Origin of the sequence: Stenotrophomonas sp. Nf1 (genome assembly GCF_003028475.1) — a bacterium.
Classification (GTDB): Bacteria; Pseudomonadota; Gammaproteobacteria; order Xanthomonadales; family Xanthomonadaceae; genus Stenotrophomonas.
Map to the genome: position 1 here is coordinate 191,206 of NZ_PYTV01000006.1, position 15,676 is coordinate 206,881.

Sequence of the window (15,676 nt, forward strand, 5' to 3'; positions counted from 1 at the left end):
GTTTCGGAATGGCGGTGGCGGATGCGGGTAGTGCCGGCCGCTGGCCGGCTCCTCATGAACCCATCCGGATGTGGGTAGTGCCGGCCGCTGGCCGGCTCCTCATGGACCCATCCGGATGTGGGTAGTGCCGGCCGCTGGCCGGCCCTCCATGAACCCATCCGGATGTGCCACAGCCGGCCAGCGGCCGGCACTACCCATCAGCCGCTCGCCTACAGCGAGCGATTCAAACCGGTGTGCCGACCAACGGTCGGCACCTACCCGCTTCACCATCAGCCGCTCGCCTACAGCGAGCGGCTGATGGTGAAGCTGCCGAACACCGGCGACTGGCGCTGGCCGTTGAACTCGCGGGTGCTGTGGTAGCGCGCCATCGCGAACTTCCAGCGTCCGCGCATCACGGCGATGCCGTAGCCGGCCTGGGCAACCACGTGGCGCTTGTCCACGCTGTGGCTGCTGCGGAAGGTGTTGCCGTCCAGGGTGATATCGCGGATCACCCACGCCGCATCGGTGGTGGCGAACAGGTGCCAGGACCAGCCGCTGGGACGGCCACCGCGCGTGGGCGCGGTGTTCTCACCGGCCGGGCGCAGCGGCGTGCTGCCGAAGTCGTCGGGCAGCTTCCAGCCGAAACGTACTTCGCCGCCGGCATTGGCCTTGGTTTCCAGGTTGCCGATCGAGCCGCCGTAATGGCTGATCGCATCCCAGCCCCAGCCGCCGGCGTTGATGCTGGCATCGGCCGGCCAGCGCCGCATGCGCTCGTGGGTCAGCATGAACACCGGTTCGTTGTGCAGTTGGTTGTCCCAGCCCTCGAACTTCTTGTCACCCAGCAGGCTGTGCACCGCATCCTGCACCTGCTTGCCCTGCGCCCACGGCCCAACCACGCCCAGCGCCAGCTGGGTGGTCTGCAGGCGGTCGCCGCTGCGCGCGTTGAAACCGAAGCTGGCCAGCAGCACGCCGGCATACGGGCGATCGTCCTCGATCAGATCGCGCCGGGCCGGGTCGGTCGGGGTGAAGATGCCCTGGCCGATGCTGAAGATCATGTTCTGCTGTTCGAACCTGCCCGGATGCAGCCCTTCCAGGTACTGGTTCACCCAGCGCGCCATGCGCGGCAGGCAGGGGTCATCGGTGTAGTCGACCAGATTGGGCGAAACCAGGGTCAGCTGCGCGCCGTTGGTGTAGCCCTGGTCCTGGTGGCGGCCACCGAACAGGTCGTTGTCGACGCGGAAGTTGACCTGCGGCGGGTGGTCGCGCATCGCGTCCGGGCCGCATTGTTCAGCGGCCTGGGCGGCAAGGGGGAGGGCGGCGGCCAACAGGCCGGACAGCCCGAGGGCTGCGACGCTACGCATGGATGGAATGCTCATGGGGAAGGGGGCACTGGTTTGTCGTTTTCTGCAACGACACGGTACTCGTGCGCCTGTGACGGAACGAGCGCTTTCCGCTCACTTGTCTGTTCCGAAAACAACATTGTCCGGCCGACACAATCCGTTACAGGTGCCCGGCCAAGCCACCGGCCGGGCCGCCCTGCGCCGTGCCGGTGCCAGTCAGCTGGCGTTGGGGTGGCCGGCGGGCTTCGCCGCTGCCTGCAACGCAGCAGCCCGCAGGTGCCGCCTTTGACTTTGATGAATACTCTTGGGTTTGTTGCCCTGCGGCCCGATAATGGGGCCATGGAAATCAAGTCCGACAACCCCGACCACGGCTTCCAGTTCCCCGGCCAGTTCGAGCTCAGCGCCATGGGCCCGGCCAACCGCGGCCTGGAACATGAGCTCCCCCGCCTGCTGCTGGCCGCCGGCATCGATGTCGTCAATGAACGCATCAGCTGGAAGCATTCGTCCAACGGCAAGTACGTGTCCGTCCGCATCGTGTTCAAGGCCGAAAGCCGCGAACAGTACGACCTGGCCCACCAGGCGCTGCGCGACCACCCGGAAGTGAAGTGGACGCTGTAGCCGACAGCTGCCCGGCCGCCGCCGCCCCGGAAGACCGCGCGCCGCGTCCGGCGGTGGTCCGCGACCTCGGCCGCCAGCCATACGAGCCGGTGTGGCGCGCGATGCAGCGCTTCACCGACCAGCGCAGCGACACCGATGCCGACGAACTGTGGGTGGTCGAGCACGACCCGGTGTTCACCCTGGGCCAGGCCGGCAAGGACGAACACGTGCTGGCGCCGGGCGATATCCCGGTGCTGCATGTGGACCGTGGCGGCCAGGTGACCTATCACGGCCCCGGCCAGCTCGTGGTCTACCCGCTGCTGCGCCTGCCGCGGCTGGGCATCGGTGTGCGCGACTACGTGTGCCGCATCGAACAGGCCCTCATCGATACCCTGGGCGAGTGGAACATCGGCGCCGAACGCCGCGAGGGCGCCCCGGGCGTCTATGTCGGTGGCGCCAAGATCGCTGCGCTCGGCATCCGCGTGCGCCGCGGCTGCACCTTCCATGGCCTGGCCTTCAATGTGTCGATGGACCTGGAACCCTTCCACCGCATCAATCCCTGTGGCTACCAGGGGTTGCAGGTGACCTCGGTGGTAGACTTGGGCGGCCCCTCCGGGATGGATGCCGTCAAGCCGGTGCTGCTGGACCACCTGGCCCGCCAGTTCGGCCTGCTGCTGCAGCACACGCCGGAACTGCCTGATCTTTCTGCGGCCGCCTGACCGCCCCCCGGAACTGCCATGACTGAAACCACCGCCCGTTCCATTCCCCTGCAGATCGTGCAGGGCGACTCTCCGTCCGCCGCGCCGTTGCAGGCCGGGGTCAAGCAGCTGGGCGGTGACAAGATCAACCGCTCGCCGGTGCAGTTCGCCGACGCGCCGGTGCTGCGCAAGCCGTCGTGGATCCGCGTACGCATTCCTTCGGGCAATGCCGTGCAGAACCTGAAGGCCAAGCTGCGCGAGAACCGCCTGGTGACCGTGTGCGAGGAAGCCAGCTGCCCGAACATCCACGAGTGCTTCGGCCACGGCACCGCCACTTTCATGATCCTGGGTGAAGTCTGCACCCGCCGCTGCTCGTTCTGCGATGTGGCCCACGGCCGCCCGAAGCCGCCCGATGCCAACGAGCCGGCCAGCCTCGGCCAGACCGTGGCCGACATGGGCCTGAAGTACGTGGTGGTGACCAGCGTCGACCGCGATGACCTGCGCGACGGCGGTGCCCAGCACTTTGTCGACTGCATCACCGCCATCCGCGAGAAGTCGCCGGGTACCCGCATCGAAGTGCTGACCCCGGACTTCCGCGGCAAGGGCCGCATGGAGCGCGCGCTGGAGATCCTGGCGCAGAACCCGCCGGATGTGTTCAACCACAACATCGAAACCGTACCGGACCTGTACCGCAACGTGCGCCCGGGCGCGGACTACCAGTGGTCGCTGAACCTGCTGAAGAACTTCAAGGCGCAGCACCCGGAGGTGCCGACCAAGAGCGGCATCATGCTGGGCCTGGGCGAAGACTTCGAACAGATCAAGGCCACCATGCGCGATCTGCGCGCGCACGACGTGGACATGATCACCATCGGCCAGTACCTGCAGCCGACCGCGCACCACCACCCGGTGCTGAAGTACTGGACCCCGGACGACTACAAGGCGCTGGAAGACTACGGCTACGAGCTGGGCTTCAGCCACGTGGCCTCCGGCCCGATGGTGCGCTCGTCGTACCACGCCGACGTGCAGGCCAAGGGCGCCGGCGTTTCCTGAGGGTAGGTGCAGAACCGGTGGGTGCGGACCGTTGGTCCGCACACCTCTGCCTGCCGTAGAGCCGAGCCCATGCTCGGCTGCTTGCTGCCGGACAGCCGAGCATGGGCTCGGCTCTACATGCATTCACAATTTGCTACACCGGCCCGGCTAGGCTGGTTTTCCACCGGCCGTGGCCGGATGACAAACCCGGCAACTTTCGGCACTGTCGTGGTGTCTGAACACCCCGCAGTCTCCCCCTTGGCAAGGCGCCTTCGAGCACGTCAATGAAATTCAAAGCCCCCGCATTCCTGTTGGCCCTGGCGCTGGTTGCGCCGTTGGCGCTGGCGGCCAAGGCCGACTCGCCCGCTTTGCCTGCGGCGGCGACCGCCGATCAGGTCACCACCTCCAAGCTGGTGTACGGCCTGTTGTCCGACAGCCGCTACGCCTACCGCCCGCGCGCGCTGGACGAGGCCACCTCCAAGGACGTGTTCAAGCGCTACCTGGAGACGCTGGACGGTGGCAAGCAGTACTTCACCCAGGCCGACGTGGCCCGTTTCGCACCGTTTGAAGCCAACATCGCCTCGGCCATCCGCGGCGGCGAGCTGGAGCCGTCGTTCCAGGTGTTCGCCGTCTACAAGCAGCGCGTCGGTGAGCGCGTGGCCTATGCGCGCAAGCTGCTCAAGCAGGAGCCGGACTTCACCACCGACGAGCGCTTCGAGTACGACCGCAAGAAGGTGCCGTGGGCGGCCAGCAGTGCCGAGCTGGATGAGCTGTGGCGCAAGTCGGTCAAGAACGATTGGCTGCGCCTGAAGCTGGCCGGCAAGAAGCCCGATGACATCCGCAAGACGCTGGACAAGCGCTACGCGACGCTGGAGAAGTCGGTCAACGAACTGAAGGGCGAGGACGTCTTCCAGTTCTTCATGAACGCCTATACCAGCGCGGTCGACCCGCACACCGATTACTTCACCCCGCGTACCGCCGAGAACTTCAACCAGGCGATGTCGCTGTCGCTGGAAGGCATCGGTGCGCAGCTGCAGCGCCAGGACGATGTGGTGGTGATCCGCGAGATCATTGCCGGCGGCCCGGCCGCGGTGGACGGCACGCTGAAGCCGGGTGACCGCATCGTCGGCGTCGGCCAGGGCAAGTCCGGCCAGGTCGAGGACGTGATCGGCTGGCGCATCGATGACGTCGTGGCCAAGATCCGCGGCGCCAAGGACACCCAGGTCAAGCTGGAATTCATTCCGGCCGCCGAAGGCGCCGACGGCAAGCACCACACGCTGGTGCTGACCCGGCAGAAGGTGCGCCTGGCCGAACAGGCCGCCAAGGGCGAGACCATGACCATTCCGGCCGCCAATGGCGAACCGGCGCGCAAGGTCGGCGTGATCAAGCTGCCGACCTTCTACCAGGACTTCGAAGGCCGTCGCCGCAATGCGGCCGACTATGCCTCGGCCACCCGCGACGTGGCCAAGCTGCTGGCCGGCTTCAAGAACGACAAGCTGGATGGCGTGGTGCTGGACCTGCGCAACAACGGCGGCGGTTCGCTGGATGAGGCGATCGAACTGACCGGCCTGTTCATCGAGCAGGGCCCGGTGGTGCAGGTGCGCGAGTCCGGTGGCCGCGTCACCGTCAACAGCGACCGCAACCAAGGCGTGGCGTGGGACGGCCCGCTGGCCGTTCTGATCAACCGTGGTTCGGCCTCGGCCTCGGAAATCTTCGCCGGCGCCATCCAGGACTACGGCCGTGGCCTGGTGATCGGTGAGACCAGCTTCGGCAAGGGCACCGTGCAGAACATCGTCGACCTCGACCGTTGGCCGAGTGGCGAGACCCAGCGCTTTGGCCAGGTGAAGCTGACCATCGCCCAGTTCTTCCGTATCAGCGGCAGCAGCACCCAGCACAAGGGCGTGGTGCCGGACCTGGCCTTCCCGGCCAGCGTCGATGCCACCGAGTTCGGCGAAAGCACCTACGACAACGCGTTGCCGTGGACCCGCATCGCGGCCGTGCCGCACACCCAGTACGGAAACTTCGCGCCGTTGCTGCCGAAGCTGGAGACCCGCCACGACGCGCGCATCGCCACCGACAAGGAATTCCAGTGGTGGAACGAGGATGTGGAGCAGTTCCGCACCGAAGCGGCGAAGAAGTACATCTCGTTGAACGAAGCTACCCGCCGCGCCGAGCGTGAGCGCCAGGACACCCAGCGCAAGGAGCGCCAGCTGCAGCGCAAGGAACTGGGCCTGGCCCTGGACCCGCTGGCCGATGACAGCAGCGATGACGGCCTGACCGGCAACGAGCGTGACATCGTCAAGGATGCCGCGCGCGAGAAGGCCGCCGAGAAGCGTCCGGACCCGCTGCTGCGTGAATCGGCCTCGATCCTGGCCGATGCGGTGAACCTGCTGGAGGCGGATCGCCCGCTGTCGGCGCAGGTGCTGCCGCAGTCCACTGGTGCCGGTCGCTGGGCCGACTGAGCGGCTCAGCGGATGAGAGACCCGAAGGGCCGGCATTGCCGGCCCTTCGTCGTCTGGAGGCTCCATCCCGGTAGCGCCGGGCCATGCCCGGCGGATGAACCGGGACCAACGTGGGCGCCGGTTTCGACCTGCCGCACACGGGGGCGGGACTACCCTTGGCGGTACCGTCCTCGCAGGAGTACCCATGCGGGCCTCCCGTCTTTCCAGCGTTGTCGTGGCGCTGTCCAGCGCCCTGATCCTGTCGGCCTGTGGTGGTCGCGCCGCCGACAGCACCGTACTGCGCGAGTCCTTTGATTCGGGCGATACCTTCTCGCGCACGGTCGAGGGTCGCCCCGGCGAGGCCTGCGAGGCGGCACGCCGCACCCTGCTCAGCCAGGGCTATGCCATCGCCCGCGCCGACGACACCCAGGTGGAAGGGAACAAGAATTTCCAGCCACGCGAAGATGATCACGAGCAGCTGGTGCTGCGCATCTCCTGTGCGCCGCGCGGCAGCCAGGCGCTGGTGTTCGTCAGTGCCGTGCAGGACCGCTACGCGCTGAAGAAGAGCCCGACCTCGGCCAGTGTCGGCGTCGGTGCGCTGGGTTCGGTATCGCTGCCGTTCGGCAGCAATGACGACTCGCTGGTGAAGGTGGCCAGCAGCACGGTCACCGATGCCGAGTTCTATCGGCGCTTCTTCCAGCGCCTGCAACAGTACCTGCCAGCAGACTCCGGCAAATCACCGCCACCGCCACCGCCACCGCCGGCCCCTGAACCCGCACCGGCGGCCACGGACCAGGGTTGAGCGTGCGTGGCAGGCTGATGGGCGTGGCGCTGCTGCTGGTGCCCGCGCTGGGCGCCGCGTCCACGCCCGCCGACTGTGTGCAGGGCCTGTTGCAGCGACTGGGCTGGCGCTTCGAAGACGCGGCGGTTGCCGCGCCCGAGATACAGGGCGGGCCGGTGTGCGCGCGTGCTTCGCTGGCGGCGGCGCAGGCAGCAGGTGACCTGCACGTGCGCTGGCCGGCGGATCTGCCGCCTGCATCGCGCCAGGCGCTGTTGCAGCAGCTGCTGGACGACCCGGCCACGGTCTGCGCCTATGCCTTCGAACTGGGCGCGGCCACCGGCCGTGCAACGGCCGCATTGCAGGGCAACACAGGCTTCCGCTTCTCCGGCCTGCAGATGGGGTGGATCGGTTTTGGCGTGCAGGGCGCGCCTTCGCAGGGCTGGCAGCGCACGCGCAGCTTCGGTCGTGGCTTTGTGCCCACTGCCAGCAACAGCCACGCGCTGCAGGCGTTCTACAGCGGTTCGGTGCGCGCCGAGTGCGGTGTCGGCCGCCAGGTCGCGCAGCTGGCGACCCAGCGCGAACTGTATGGCGATGCTGCGTTCGATGCGGAATTCATACCCGCTGAACTGTCGATCGGCACGTTCCTCGCACTGCATGACACCGACAGCATCCTGCTCGGCGCGCATGCGGGCGACTTCTTTGCCGATGGCAAGGCGGTGCGCACATCGGCGATGGGCCGGCAGGCGTTCGTTGGCGTGCCGGGTTTCATCGAGCATGTGTACGACGCGGGCACGCTGGATGACCTGAGCAACCAGGCCGAGAACTTCGTGGTGGTGTCGGTGGGCGAGGGCGCCGCGCAGGCACTGGCGCTGCACGGCGGCTTGGCCTGGTACGACCAGCGCAATGCCGAGCTGTGGCGGCTGGCGCAGGGCATGCCGCGCGTCGGCATGCGTTATTTCGAGCGTCTGCTGTTCGAGCGCGATGCGCAACTGCGCGCGGCTCTGGCGCCGCGCCATCGCGCCACGCTGGCGCGCATGGACCAGCTGCTGGACGATCCGTTCTACCAGCAGTTCGTGATCTATGTGCATCCACGCGGTATACGTCCCATCGGATACCACATCGCCCGCCTGCTCGATCGCAACCCGCGAACCCCGTTTTCGATCGACCTGGCGGTGCACAATCTGCATACCACGCTCTACCGGCGTTGGCGCGAGGCGCAGCTGCGCCACTGCGCGGCTACCGGCAGGCCAGGCAGCCTGACCCTAGACCCCAACTGAAGGTGAAACAATGGATATTGCAATGATCGGCCTCGGCCGCATGGGCGCCAACATGGCCCAGCGCCTGCATCGCGGCGGCCACCGCGTGGTCGGCTACGACCCGGGCGAAGGTGCCCGCCAGCGCGCCGCCGAGGCCGGCCTGGAGGTGGTTGATTCGCTGGCTGCGGCCGTGGCCGCGCTGCCGGTGCCGCGCGTGCTGTGGCTGATGGTGCCGGCCGGCGAAACGGTCGACCAGACCCTGGGCCAGCTGACCCCGCACCTGGCCGAGGGTGACATCGTCATCGACGGTGGCAACTCCAACTACCAGGACTCGATCCGGCGCGCCAAGGCGCTGGCCGAGGACGATCTGGGCTACGTCGACTGCGGCACCAGCGGTGGCGTGTGGGGCCTGCAGGAAGGCTACAGCCTGATGGTCGGTGGCGAAGCGTCGGTGGTGGAACAGATCGCGCCGCTGCTGCGCACGCTGGCACCGGCCGAAGATCGCGGCTGGGCGCGTGTCGGCCCGTCCGGCGCCGGTCACTTCACCAAGATGGTCCACAACGGCATCGAGTACGGAATGATGCAGGCCTATGCCGAAGGCTTCGCGCTGATGGAGCGTAAGCAGGAGATGGAGCTGGACCTGGCGCAGGTGGCCGAGGTGTGGCGCCATGGCAGCGTGGTGCGTTCGTGGCTGCTGGATCTGAGCACCGAAGCGCTCAAGCGCAACCCATCGCTGGACGGCATTGCGCCCTACGTGGAGGATTCCGGCGAAGGCCGCTGGACGGTGGCCGAAGCCATCGCGCTGGACGTACCGGCACCGGTGATCACGCTGTCGCTGCTGGAACGGCTGCGCTCGCGCGAATCCAATTCGTTCACCGACCGCCTGCTGTCGGCGATGCGCAACGAGTTCGGCGGCCACGCCATCAAGAAGTCGTAAGCCACGCAATCGGGGTCAGAGCCCTTTCCGCAGGAAAGGGATCTGACCCCATGAAGCCAGCCGCAGAAATCTGTCGAAGGCGGCCCCACCACGCCATTCACGGAATGCCCGCTTTTGACGTTGCCGTAGCTAGTGCCGGCCAGCGGCCGGCATTACCGCGGGTGCAGGGCGCAGCCCTGCCGGTCACCCCAGCCGTACCCGCCGTCCTTCGCGCGCGCTGTCCATGCCGGCCTGCAGCAGCCGCATCAGCTGCAGCGCCTGCACCGGACTTACCGTGGCTTCGCCATCACCGTGCATCGCCGCTGCGAACTGCGCGTACAGCCGCCGGTAGTCGCCGGGCAGGTTGTCCACGGTACTGCGCTGCACGTTGTCCTCGGCGTCGCAGCGCACCAGCTCGCCATGCCGCGGGTCGATGCCCCAGCCCGGCGCACCCGGTGCAACACCGCGGCGCAGCTGCGCTTCCTGCACGTCCAGGCCGTGCTTGATCCAGCTGGCCTGGCTGCCATGCACGCTGAAGTGCGGCGTGGGGGCCGCCACCAGTGAACCGGCATGCACGATCGCGCGATGCCGTGGGTAATGCAGCACGGCATGGAAGTAATCGATACCGCTGCCGCCCTCGCGCTGCACGGCCAGATCGGTGTCGATCGCCTGCGGCCAGCCGAACAGCACCAGCATCTGGTCCAGCAGATGCGGGCCCAGGTCGTACCACAGGCCGCTGCCGGGTCCTTCCTGCTCGCGCCAGCGGTCACGCACCTGCGGCCGGTAGCGATCGAAGTGCGCATGGCACTCGGCCACCTCACCCAACACGCCATCGGCCAGCAGCGCCTGCAGGGTGAGGAAGTCGGCATCGAAGCGACGGTTCTGGAACACGGTGGCGATGCGCCCGGCATCGCGCGCAGCGGCCAGCACTGCTTCGGCTTCGGCAACGCCGAGTGCAAACGGTTTGTCAACCAGCACGTGCTTGCCAGCGGCCAGCGCCGCTATTGCCAGTGGCGCGTGCTGGGCGTTGGGCGTGGCGATCACCACCGCATCCACGGCGGGATCGTCGAAGACCTCCTGTGGCGAGGCGCGCACGTGCACGTCGCTGAACGCGCGCAGCAGCGTGTCGCGTTGCGAACTGACGATGCTGTGCAGCACCAGCCCGGGCGTGTGCTGGATCAGCGGTGCATGGAAGACACGGCCGGCCAGGCCGTAGCCGATCAGGGCCAGGTGCAGGTCGGGGCGCATGACAGAGCTCCGGCAGTGGGAAGGGCAGGGTAAACGACGGGCGCTGGCAGGCCAAAACTGAACGGTTGCCGCTGCAGACGCTTCGATTCACGGCAACATGACCGTGGCGCCACGCCTGCCACACATGCATCTGTCCAGACTGGCAGCACATCCCGAAGGAGTACGACACGATGAGCAATACCACCCGTACGTTGATTGCTTCGGCCCTGACCCTGGGCCTGGCGCTGTCTTCCTCCGCTGCATTCGCCAAGGACCCGGCCGCCAAGAGCCCGCCGACCAGCGCGCATCCGGCGACCCATGCCGATCGCCACGACTCCAATGAACCGGTGACCGACACCTGGATCACCACCAAGGTGAAGGCCGACCTGCTGGCCAGCAGCAACGTGCCGGGCACCGAAATCAAGGTGGAAACGGTGAACGGCGTGGTCAGCCTCAGTGGCGCGGTGGCCAGCCAGGCCGAGAAGGACAAGGCGGTCACCACCGCCAAGGGCATCAAGGGCGTGACCCGTGTTGATGCCGCTGCACTGAAGGTCAGCGCTGCGGCCAAGCGCTGAACCCGGTGGGCGCCCCCTGGTGGGGCGCCCGCTGATCTGTAGAGCCGGGCCATGCCCGGCTGAACTCCAAGGCAGCCGAGCATGGGCTCGGCTCTACAGGTTCGATTGCCAACCCGTTCAGCCAGGCGGGCCGGAACGCCCGCCCGTGTGACCGCCTGCGCTATATTGCCGGTTCCGCCGCCGTCGGGTTCGTCCCGACCACCGATCCGCGGCTCGGTTGATGAGGAACCATGGCACTGGTTTTCAGTGACGACATCTGGGACCGCTGGCGGTTGCCGGCCCTGGCGCTGGCGGCCGCCGCGATCATCGTGGTGCCGTGGTTGACGCTGCGCAAACTGCAGCAGGACAACGAACAGGCGATGGCCTGGGTCAGCCATACCCAGGCTGTCGGCGTGGCCCTGCAACAGCTGCAGGCCGATGTCCGTGATGTCGAATCGGCGGCGTTGACCCTGTCCAAGGGCATCGATGCGCCCGGCCTGCGCGAACGCATGGCCAAGGCCAATGAGATTCCCGGGCGGCTGGCCGAGCTGGGCCGGATGACCCGCGACAACCCCGACCAGCTGATCCGCATCGGCCGCATCGAATCCATGCTGGAAGGCCGGCTGGCGGTGGCCCGTGAGCTGGCCCGGTCCAAGCCGGACAGCGACCAGCGCGCGCTGGTGCAGGACCTGAGCACGCGTTATCCGATCCGCGGTCTGGTCGAAGAACTGCAGGCCAGCGAGCAGGCGCTGCTGACCGCGCGCGCCGAGCAGGCCGCGCGCCAGCGCAAGCAGACCGAACTGGTGTCGTGGAGTTCGCTGGTGGTGCAGCTGGCGCTGCTGGGTCTGGTGCTGTGGCTGCTGCAGCGGCAGATCGGCCGCCGCCTGCATGCCGAACGGCAGTCGCTGCGCTCGGCCGCGCGCGCGGCCTCGGTGTTGCAGACCGTGCGTGAGCCGATCGTACTGCTCGACCGCGACCTGCGCGTGCAGCTGCACAATCCGGCCTTCGCCGAACTGTACGGGCTGCAGGACGAACGTGCCGACGGCCTGTTGCTGGAAAGCGTTGGCGACGGCGCCTGGCAGGATCCGGTGGTGCGCCAGCGGCTGGCCGACGTGCTGCTGCGCGGGCGCGAGCTGTGGGATTTCGAGCACGAGCAGCGCACCGCCGATGGCATCTCGCGCTACATGCTGCTCAATGCGCGCCGCATGCCGCTGCCTGACACCGATGACGAGGTCGTGCTGCTGACCATCAGCGATGTCACCGTGCAGCGTGCCGTGCAGCTGCGCGTGGAAGAGTTGAACCGCCAGCTGGAAGGCAAGGTGGCGCAGGTGTCGGAGGTCAACCGCGAACTGGAAGCGTTCAGTTACTCGGTATCGCACGACCTGCGTGCTCCGCTGCGCCATGTGGCCGGCTTCTCCGACAAGCTGTCGCGCCACCTCGGCGAGCAGGCCGACGACAAGAGCCGCCACTACCTGGAGGTGATCTCCAGTTCGGCACGACGCATGGCGGCGCTGATCGACGACCTGCTGGTCTATTCGCGGCTGGGCCGCGCGGCGATGCGCCAGCAGGCGGTGGACATGCAGTCGCTGGTGGCCGATACCCGCGCCATGCTCGATGCCAATCTGCTGGCCGAGGCCGAAAGCACGGGCCACGCCCATCAGGTGGAATGGAGCATCGCGCCGCTGCCGATCGTGGTGGCCGATGAGAACATGATCCGGCAGGTCTGGCTGAACCTGCTCGGCAATGCGGTGAAGTACTCGGGCAACCGCGAGCCGGCGCGGATCCGCGTGGACTACCGGCAGCAGCCCGACGGCGGTCATCAGTTCACGGTCAGCGACAATGGTGCAGGCTTTGACATGGCCTATGCCGGCAAACTGTTCGGCGTGTTCCAGCGCCTGCACAAGGCCAGCGACTACCCCGGCACCGGCATCGGCCTGGCCAGCGTGCGCCGCGTGCTGACCCGCCATGGCGGCCGCATCTGGGCCGAGGCCGAACCGGACGTCGGCGCCACCTTCCACTTCTACCTGCCTCCCGCGATCGACGCGGACAAACAAGGTCCCTCTGCATGACGACTCTGCGCACCATTCTTCTTGCCGAAGACAGCCCGGCCGATGCCGAGATGGCGATCGATGCCCTGGAAGAGGCGCGGCTGGCCAATCCCATCGTGCACGTCGAGGATGGCGTGGAAGTGATGGACTACCTGCTGCGCCGTGGCGCCTACGCCAGCCGCGAGGAAGGCCTGCCCGCCGTACTGCTGCTGGACATCAAGATGCCGCGCATGGATGGCCTGGAAGTGCTGCGGCAGATCCGCGAGCACGATGAACTCAAGCGCCTGCCGGTGGTGATCCTGTCGTCCTCGCGCGAAGAAAGCGATCTGGCCCGCAGCTGGGACATGGGCGTGAATGCCTACGTGGTCAAGCCGGTGGATGTGGACCAGTTCTTCGGCGCGGTGCAGACCCTGGGCAAGTTCTGGGCGTTGATCAACCAGGCACCGGAACTCGAGTGAGCCCATGCCCTTGACCGGTCCCGCCCTGGGGGCGCTGCGCATCCTGCTGGTGGAAGATTCCCCGGAAGATGCCGAGCTGATGTCCGAACAGATGCTCGATGCGGGCCTGGAAGCCCGTTTCGAGCGCGTGGAGAGCGAGGCGGAGCTGCGCCGGGCGCTGGTCGCGTTCCAGCCTGACATCGTGCTGTCCGACCTGAGCATGCCGGGCTTCTCTGGCGACGATGCGCTGCGCATCGTGCGTGAGACTTCGCCGGAAGTGCCCTTCATCTTCGTCTCCGGCACCATGGGTGAGGAGAACGCGGTGGCGGCGCTGCAGAAGGGCGCCAACGACTACATCATCAAGCACCAGCCGGCGCGCCTGCCGTCGGCGGTGGCGCGCGCGATCCGCGATGCGCGCAGTACCGTGGAGCGCGCGCGGGTGGAAACCGAACTGATGCGCGCACAACGGCTGGAAAGCTTGTCGCTGCTCGCCGCCGGGCTCAGCCATGACCTGCGCAACATCCTGCAGCCGTTGCTGATCATGCCGGACCTGCTGAAGGCACGCACCGACGATCCGCAGCTGCATCATCTGGCCGATGTCATCGCCGAGTGCGGGCGCCGTGGCCACGAGATGGCCGAGTCGATGCTGTCGTTCGTGCGCGGCTCGCGCAAGCCGAGCGAGCGCATCGAGATTGACGGCCTGTTCGATGCGGTGGCGCTGCTGTTGCGCAGCAACGTGCCCGACGCGGTGCGCCTGGAACTGCAGGTGCAGGATGAGGGCCTGGTGGTCGATGCCAACTACACCGAGCTGCAGCAGGTGATGTTGAACCTGGCGCTCAATGCCATCCAGGCCATGCCCGACGGCGGCCGCCTGAGCCTGACTGCCAACCACGCCGGCCATCGCGACGGGGTGGACTGGATGTGCATCCGCGTGGTCGATGAAGGCATCGGCATGGACGCGGACACGCTCTCGCACCTGTTCAATCCGTTCTTCACTACCAAGGCTGATGGCACCGGCCTGGGCCTGATTTCCTGCAAGCGCATCGTCGAAGGTGCGGGCGGCAGCATCCATGTCAGCAGCGCGCTGGGGCAGGGCACACGTTTCGAGCTGCGCCTGCCGATGCATGAAAGCATCGATGCCGGTGAGCCGGTCGAGCAGCTGGTGGCGCTGGGCAGTGGCCAGTCGATCCTGGTGGTCGATGGCGAAGCCACGCGCCTGTCGCTGCTGGGCAATGCGCTGTCCAGCCAGGGCTACCAGCTGCAGCTGGCGTCCGACGGCCCGGCTGCGCTGCGCTGGATGCAGCAGGAAGCGCTGCCGGCGCTGGTGATCGCCGATGCCGGTTCCAAGCTGTTGCCGGCCAGCCAGTTGCTGGGCGAGATGGCTGCGCTGGGCTATGGCGGCCCCGCGCTGGTACTGGAAGACGCCGCAGTGGCAGTGCCGGCCGATGCCTTCCCGCCCGGCGTGGAGGTGCACGTGCTGCGCAAGCCGCTGCAGATGCAGCAGGTGTTCCGCGCAGTGGCCGAAGCGCTGGGCTGACGTTCCGGTAGTGCCGGCCGCTGGCTGGCAACCGCATTGATCCCACCGCACGCGGATGCCGGCCAGCGGCCGGCACTACCGTTCGGCTGTTTCCCACGGGAACCGCGGCAGCGCGTCCACCGCCTGTTCCAGCCGCCGGGACCAGTTCTGGTGGATGTCGGCATACAGCGCCGAATCCGCGCCCAGCCGCAGCTGCTGCCCGATGCGTAGTTCACCGTCGCGCAGCAGTGCCAGATCGATCGGCAAACCCACCGACAGGTTGGAGCGGATGGTTGAATCCAGCGATACGATCGCGGTGCGCGCGGCATCTTCAAGGCGCGTGGAGGGGCTGAGGATGCGATCCAGGATCGGCTTTCCGTACTTGGATTCGCCGATCTGCAGGTAAGGCGTTTCCGGCGACGCGGCGATGGCATTGCCCAGCGGATAGATCATGTAAAGCCCCGGCCGCTCGCCGGCGATCTGGCCGCCGAAGATCAGCGTGGCCTGGGTGTTGACCCCGTCATGGCCATGCTCGCTGTGGCGGCTGTGCACCTGGCTGTCCACCAGCAGTTGGCCGACGTACTCGGCGGCCTCGAACAGGTGGGCCATGTCGTGCAGGTTGGGCGTGCGCCGTTCATCGGCATCGCGCCCCAGGCGCGACACCAGCAGCTGGGTGGTGGCCAGGTTGCCAGCCGCCATCAGCACGTAGGCTGCCTGGCCGGGGTACTCGAACGCGTGCAGCTTGCGATGCACGCGCACATCGTCCAGCGAGGCATTGGTCCGGGTGTCGGCGGCGAAGACCAGGCCCTGGTCCACCTCGATTCCAACGCAATAGGTCATGTCGGTGCCCTATCATG

14 protein-coding genes are annotated in these 15,676 nt (G+C 67.5%); 11 read left to right on the forward strand and 3 right to left on the reverse strand.

Translation table 11 applies throughout. The features are described 5' to 3' along the window. Positions 1–281: 281 nt before the first annotated feature. On the reverse strand, positions 282–1,340 hold the full coding sequence (locus tag C9412_RS12920; protein WP_181358706.1) for a lipid A deacylase LpxR family protein: 1,059 nt from the start codon (positions 1,338–1,340) through the stop codon (positions 282–284). A 318-nt stretch (positions 1,341–1,658) separates the two neighbouring features. Here C9412_RS12920 and C9412_RS12925 point away from each other — a divergent pair, with 318 nt between their 5' ends. From C9412_RS12925 to gnd, 7 genes are all read left to right on the forward strand, one after another. Next, the gene (locus C9412_RS12925) at positions 1,659–1,937 is read left to right on the forward strand and encodes a YbeD family protein (protein ID WP_005411067.1); all 279 of its coding nucleotides are present in this window, start codon (positions 1,659–1,661) and stop codon (positions 1,935–1,937) included. Then, positions 1,925–2,635 carry a lipoyl(octanoyl) transferase LipB gene (gene lipB, locus C9412_RS12930; protein ID WP_107231989.1) on the forward strand — a complete coding sequence of 237 codons (711 nt, stop codon included), beginning with the start codon at positions 1,925–1,927 and terminating at the stop codon, positions 2,633–2,635. Before C9412_RS12925 ends, lipB begins: the two co-directional genes overlap by 13 nt. A gap of 18 nt (positions 2,636–2,653) precedes the next feature. Then, positions 2,654–3,664 carry a lipoyl synthase gene (gene lipA / locus C9412_RS12935; RefSeq protein WP_107231990.1) on the forward strand — a complete coding sequence of 337 codons (1,011 nt, stop codon included), beginning with the start codon at positions 2,654–2,656 and terminating at the stop codon, positions 3,662–3,664. Between the two features lie 263 nt (positions 3,665–3,927). Further along, complete coding sequence (locus C9412_RS12940) at positions 3,928–6,105, forward strand: carboxy terminal-processing peptidase (RefSeq protein ID WP_107231991.1); 2,178 nt, start codon at positions 3,928–3,930, stop codon at positions 6,103–6,105. Between the two features lie 184 nt (positions 6,106–6,289). Further along, complete coding sequence (locus C9412_RS12945; protein WP_107231992.1) at positions 6,290–6,886, forward strand: DUF2242 domain-containing protein; 597 nt, start codon at positions 6,290–6,292, stop codon at positions 6,884–6,886. 17 nt (positions 6,887–6,903) lie between these two features. Then, positions 6,904–8,142 carry a hypothetical protein gene (locus tag C9412_RS12950; protein ID WP_107232083.1) on the forward strand — a complete coding sequence of 413 codons (1,239 nt, stop codon included), beginning with the start codon at positions 6,904–6,906 and terminating at the stop codon, positions 8,140–8,142. 10 nt (positions 8,143–8,152) lie between these two features. Beyond that, on the forward strand, positions 8,153–9,058 hold the full coding sequence (gnd, locus tag C9412_RS12955) for a phosphogluconate dehydrogenase (NAD(+)-dependent, decarboxylating) (RefSeq protein WP_107231993.1): 906 nt from the start codon (positions 8,153–8,155) through the stop codon (positions 9,056–9,058). A gap of 183 nt (positions 9,059–9,241) precedes the next feature. Here gnd and C9412_RS12960 read toward each other — a convergent pair whose 3' ends face one another. Further along, positions 9,242–10,285 carry an oxidoreductase gene (locus C9412_RS12960; RefSeq protein WP_107231994.1) on the reverse strand — a complete coding sequence of 348 codons (1,044 nt, stop codon included), beginning with the start codon at positions 10,283–10,285 and terminating at the stop codon, positions 9,242–9,244. 170 nt (positions 10,286–10,455) lie between these two features. Here C9412_RS12960 and C9412_RS12965 point away from each other — a divergent pair, with 170 nt between their 5' ends. The 4 genes from C9412_RS12965 (at position 10,456) to C9412_RS12980 (ending at position 14,840) form a co-directional block, all read left to right on the forward strand. Further along, positions 10,456–10,839, forward strand: coding sequence for a BON domain-containing protein (locus C9412_RS12965; RefSeq protein WP_005411059.1), 384 nt, complete (start codon positions 10,456–10,458; stop codon positions 10,837–10,839). A 230-nt stretch (positions 10,840–11,069) separates the two neighbouring features. Next, a complete protein-coding gene (locus tag C9412_RS12970) occupies positions 11,070–12,887 on the forward strand; it encodes an ATP-binding protein (RefSeq protein ID WP_107231995.1) in 1,818 nt (605 codons plus the stop codon). Further along, a complete protein-coding gene (locus tag C9412_RS12975) occupies positions 12,884–13,324 on the forward strand; it encodes a response regulator (RefSeq protein ID WP_107231996.1) in 441 nt (146 codons plus the stop codon). The genes C9412_RS12970 and C9412_RS12975 overlap by 4 nt, the downstream gene beginning before the upstream one ends. Positions 13,325–13,328: 4 nt before the next feature. Then, a complete protein-coding gene (locus C9412_RS12980) occupies positions 13,329–14,840 on the forward strand; it encodes an ATP-binding protein (protein WP_107231997.1) in 1,512 nt (503 codons plus the stop codon). A gap of 75 nt (positions 14,841–14,915) precedes the next feature. On the opposite strand, the gene C9412_RS12985 is transcribed toward C9412_RS12980, so the two are convergent. Then, complete coding sequence (locus tag C9412_RS12985) at positions 14,916–15,659, reverse strand: 20S proteasome subunit A/B (RefSeq protein WP_107231998.1); 744 nt, start codon at positions 15,657–15,659, stop codon at positions 14,916–14,918. Positions 15,660–15,676 lie beyond the last annotated feature (17 nt).

Excerpts from the sequence above, each read along its gene's own strand:
- C9412_RS12925 (WP_005411067.1), top strand. The coding sequence starts at position 1,659 with ATGGAAATCAAGTCCGACAACCCCGACCACGGCTTCCAGTTCCCCGGC.
- C9412_RS12940 (WP_107231991.1), top strand. The coding sequence starts at position 3,928 with ATGAAATTCAAAGCCCCCGCATTCCTGTTGGCCCTGGCGCTGGTTGCG.
- C9412_RS12975 (WP_107231996.1), top strand. The coding sequence starts at position 12,884 with ATGACGACTCTGCGCACCATTCTTCTTGCCGAAGACAGCCCGGCCGAT.
- C9412_RS12960 (WP_107231994.1), bottom strand. The coding sequence starts at position 10,285 with ATGCGCCCCGACCTGCACCTGGCCCTGATCGGCTACGGCCTGGCCGGC.
- C9412_RS12965 (WP_005411059.1), top strand. The coding sequence starts at position 10,456 with ATGAGCAATACCACCCGTACGTTGATTGCTTCGGCCCTGACCCTGGGC.
- C9412_RS12950 (WP_107232083.1), top strand. The coding sequence starts at position 6,904 with ATGGGCGTGGCGCTGCTGCTGGTGCCCGCGCTGGGCGCCGCGTCCACG.
- C9412_RS12945 (WP_107231992.1), top strand. The coding sequence starts at position 6,290 with ATGCGGGCCTCCCGTCTTTCCAGCGTTGTCGTGGCGCTGTCCAGCGCC.
- C9412_RS12985 (WP_107231998.1), bottom strand. The coding sequence starts at position 15,659 with ATGACCTATTGCGTTGGAATCGAGGTGGACCAGGGCCTGGTCTTCGCC.
- C9412_RS12970 (WP_107231995.1), top strand. The coding sequence starts at position 11,070 with ATGGCACTGGTTTTCAGTGACGACATCTGGGACCGCTGGCGGTTGCCG.
- lipA (WP_107231990.1), top strand. The coding sequence starts at position 2,654 with ATGACTGAAACCACCGCCCGTTCCATTCCCCTGCAGATCGTGCAGGGC.
- C9412_RS12980 (WP_107231997.1), top strand. The coding sequence starts at position 13,329 with ATGCCCTTGACCGGTCCCGCCCTGGGGGCGCTGCGCATCCTGCTGGTG.
- gnd (WP_107231993.1), top strand. The coding sequence starts at position 8,153 with ATGGATATTGCAATGATCGGCCTCGGCCGCATGGGCGCCAACATGGCC.
- C9412_RS12920 (WP_181358706.1), bottom strand. The coding sequence starts at position 1,340 with ATGCGTAGCGTCGCAGCCCTCGGGCTGTCCGGCCTGTTGGCCGCCGCC.